We start from the raw sequence: 3,540 nt of genomic DNA, 5'->3' as shown, positions 1-3,540 counted from the left end.
CCGAGGCACTGCTGACGTTCGTAGGGGACCTGGTGGTCGGCGAAATACTTCGCCTTGATCATCAAGCCAAGCACGTTGAGTCCTTCGCCTTCGGTCATGTGGGTGATGTCGATCGCGTTCAACGACGTGTCGATGTTCGCCTCGCCCTGGGTGACGTCGCTCAGCAGCGCTTGTGTCTGGCAGGCGAGATCGCAGCGCGCAGGTGGTGTGGGCGCACCTGGGGCCACGGTGCCGCCGAGTTCGGTGGCGATCGCGGCAAAACTTTCGTTCGCAAGCGCGGGCGTCGCGTTGGCGTCCGGATCCGGATACGCCGCAAGCAGGGTCGGCAGCTGACCTGCGTCCTGGCCCGCCGCCGTGCGTGCCGCGATGGTTTCCTGCAGACGCCAGCGAACGTCGCGCGCGAGATTGCGAATCAGCAACGGCCGCACCAGGCGCGAGATCTCCTCGTGTGTCAGGCCCGCTTTTCCAAGATCGTAGTGCCGCGAGAGAAATCCGTTCGCTTCGCTCGGGTCGGTGCCGATGTGGTCGGCCGGAATCACCTCGATCATCCATTCGGTGTCGGGAGACGACTTGCCGGGCGCGCTGGCCTGCTGTCGTGTGCGATCGGCCGGATGCGGTCCATGGCAGCCCTGACAGTGCGTGTCGAACAGGTCCTTGCCGTGCGCTGCTTTCGCCGGATCGATCGCGCCCAGCAGGTCTTCCGGCCAGCGCGGCGGCGTGAGTTTCTGCAGCGTGTGCTCGATCCGGTCGAGGTTTGGCAGGATCAGCGACGAGGTGTAGCGCTGTTCGATCGGCACCGGATTTCCGTAATCGTCGGTCAGCCGGATCACTGCGCCGACGCCGAGCGCTTCGCCAATGTTGCGCGCGAGTGGCTGCTTCACCGATCCGTTGTATTGCACCCAGTCGAACTTCCAGATGTTCCACAGGTAGGGATAGCTCACCGGCGCGCCGGCGTCGTGGTAGTTGGCGGCGCTCAAGTGATCGCCAAACACCGTATTCGCGATGCGCCCGAGCGCGTCAGTTCGGCCGAATCCTTCCTGCACCGGATAAAGGTGACGCAGCGGACTGTTCTGGCCCTGCGTCGCGAACGCCTTGATCGTGTCCCACAACTCGCCCCGCAACGCGGATTTTCCGTCCGGATAGCGCGCACCGATCACGTTGCGTGCGAAGCGGTCGAATTTCCACGGATCGACCCAGGTGGCAATCATCGACGCGACGAGGGTCGGGCCGAACGCGCCGCGCTGCATGGTGGTGAACGCATGCATCGCCTGCCCGCCGTCGATGCGGATCGCGGTGGTCCTGCCGTCCTTTTGCGCGTGGATCTCGCCGGTGTGGCATGCGGCGCAGGTCACATCGAGCACGTACTGCCCAAGCGCGGCATCGAAGTGGCGCGTGAAGCCGACCGGCAGCCGATCGGGATTGTGCGGCGTCGGTTGCGGATCGACGATAAAGCGGTAGCGCTTCAGATGCTCGGGCTCGGCAAAGCGATGTTCGTCCAGCGGCATTTCGAGATTGACGAACCAGCCGTAACGCAGCGGCGTGGTCAGCGCGCCCTGCGGCATCGAGGTGCCTTGCGGCGTGTAGTAGTACGTCTGGCGATCGGCGCTGTCGGCCGTCGCGCCCCATCCCTGGTCGAGGTAGACATAGTCGTCCACCTTCTCGTACGACGGAATCGAACGCACCGGATACATGACGAACACGAAGAACCCGACCACCGCGAGCACCGCGCCCAGCAGTGTCAGTAACGCAACCCAGCGCAGTGCGCTGCCGAGCGTGAAGTCGAGGATGCCGTGCAGGAACCCGCGTCTCGGACGTCTGCGCGACGTCGAGTGACCGAACCGGTTGACCATTGGATCCCCTTGGACTCGCACACCCCTTGGCGCGAGGATACAAGTACACAGGAGCAGCGCAGTCCGCGCAAGGCCGGATGCGCTGCCGGTCCCGCCGCGTTCGAAGACGAACGCAGCGAAGCGCCTGCACAGGCCGGGCACTGTCGATTTTCGCCGCTCCCGTTCGATGTCTTTGTGATCCCTGCCCACGGACGTCATTGGCAGCGGAATGCACCCGTGTCCCACCGGAGAGTCGACCATGAAATATTTCAGCGTGTTCCTGCCCGACCCGAAGACCAATCATGGACAGCAAACGCCCGACCAGCGCGAGGCAATGAACGCGTTCGTCACCGACGCGGTCTCGCGCGGCGAGTTCATTTCGGGCGGCGGATTCTTGCCCCTCGCGCAACACGGCGCGGTGGTACGGCGTGAAAACGGCGCCACCCGAGTGATCGACGGACCCTACGCCGAGGCCAAGGAATGGGTCGGCGGCTTCGCAATGCTCGAGTACGCATCGCGAGAAGCGGCGGTCGACGGAGCGCAGCGCTTTCTCGCCGTGGCCGGCGATGGCGAGTGCATCACGTACCAGGTCATGGATGGGCCGCATTCCAACGGATAGCGCATCCTCCGCATGCGGGTTGGGGAGGCTCGCGCGTCAGTGGCTTCAGCAGCAACGCACTTGTTGGCGAAGAGGCCTCGAGGCAGGCGCTGCTGCGACGACGAGCGCACCTGAAACGCCACAGGTCACGCCCCATCCTGCGCTAAAAGGCGAGAATCACCTGCTCCTGCCGCTCGATGGCGTCCATCTCACCGGGCGCACTCATCGATTCGCGCAGGAACTGCCGCAGATCGACGTACGCGCCACACAGTCCGCCAAATAGACACAGGTTTCTCATCAACGCATCGTTGGCACTGCAGCGCTTGCCCAGATCACAGGCTGCAAGCATCCACGCCCAGTGTTCCACGTCAGAACCCGACACGTTGCCGAAGCGGGAGTCCGGATGTGGCCACTTCATCACGTCGGCCACAACGCCGAAGACTTCCGGATCACGGCTGGCGAGGAGCGATGTCAGCTCCGAGTCGAAATCGCCCGGCGGCAGATCGCGCCAGTCGGCCGCGAAAAGTCGGGCTCTCGCCCACGCATTGCCTGCGGCGGCTGCAAAATGGATAGACGCGTTGACTTCCGCACCACGCGCGCCGCGCGCGTGCGCAAGATCCACACACCGCCCGAGGTAGGTTTTGACGTGCCTTCTGACAATCGGAAGGGTCGCGCCGTAGTCGCTCACAAGGGACGGGTCGTTCGTTTCGAAATTGCCGAAATAGTTGCGCGCGGTGGCAAGAATGCTGCACTCATCGAGCGCCCGCGCACGCGCGCCGAGCGATGCGGCGTCATGGCTATGATCTGTTCCTTCAACGAGTGCGAGCAAGTTGCGCGCGTTCTCGAAAGTCAGCGGGATTCTGTGTTTGACGAATCCTGGCTGGTGATCCGGCATGTCTGCCAAACCATTCGACGGTTGCGACTGCACCCTCGAGGCATCGATTCGTGAGGCAGCCGGCCCGTTGATCGGCCGGCGATCCACATCATCCCGGCGACGCTCCGGGAATGCGAGCCAAGACGCCACGACGATGGCCGCCAGAGCAGCCACGGTGACAAGCGATCGATTGCGGGATGTCATTCTTCCGACTCCGGTCGCGCATGGCGGCCGCCCGC

3 protein-coding genes are annotated in these 3,540 nt (G+C 64.1%); 1 reads left to right on the top strand and 2 read right to left on the bottom strand.

What is annotated here, in order from left to right; all coding sequences use genetic code 11:
• On the bottom strand, nucleotides 1–1,850 hold a 1,850-nt coding region (locus ABIV12_RS03770; protein WP_348056383.1), incomplete at its 3' end, for a cytochrome c.
• Nucleotides 1,851–2,088: 238 nt separating this feature from the next.
• On the opposite strand from ABIV12_RS03770, the gene ABIV12_RS03765 reads away from it, so the two are divergent.
• Nucleotides 2,089–2,448, top strand: coding sequence for a YciI family protein (locus ABIV12_RS03765; protein ID WP_348056381.1), 360 nt, complete (start codon nucleotides 2,089–2,091; stop codon nucleotides 2,446–2,448).
• A gap of 142 nt (nucleotides 2,449–2,590) precedes the next feature.
• On the opposite strand, the gene ABIV12_RS03760 is transcribed toward ABIV12_RS03765, so the two are convergent.
• Nucleotides 2,591–3,256 carry a hypothetical protein gene (locus ABIV12_RS03760; RefSeq protein ID WP_348056379.1) on the bottom strand — a complete coding sequence of 222 codons (666 nt, stop codon included), beginning with the start codon at nucleotides 3,254–3,256 and terminating at the stop codon, nucleotides 2,591–2,593.
• Nucleotides 3,257–3,540: the final 284 nt, after the last annotated feature.

The sequence above is a fragment of the Dokdonella sp. genome (genome assembly GCF_039926425.1).
Lineage (GTDB): Bacteria > Pseudomonadota > Gammaproteobacteria > Xanthomonadales > Rhodanobacteraceae > Dokdonella_A.
Note: the sequence above shows the minus strand (reverse complement) of the source record. Positions and strands in the feature narration are given on the sequence as shown.

Excerpts from the sequence above, each read along its gene's own strand:
- ABIV12_RS03765 (WP_348056381.1), top strand. The coding sequence starts at position 2,089 with ATGAAATATTTCAGCGTGTTCCTGCCCGACCCGAAGACCAATCATGGA.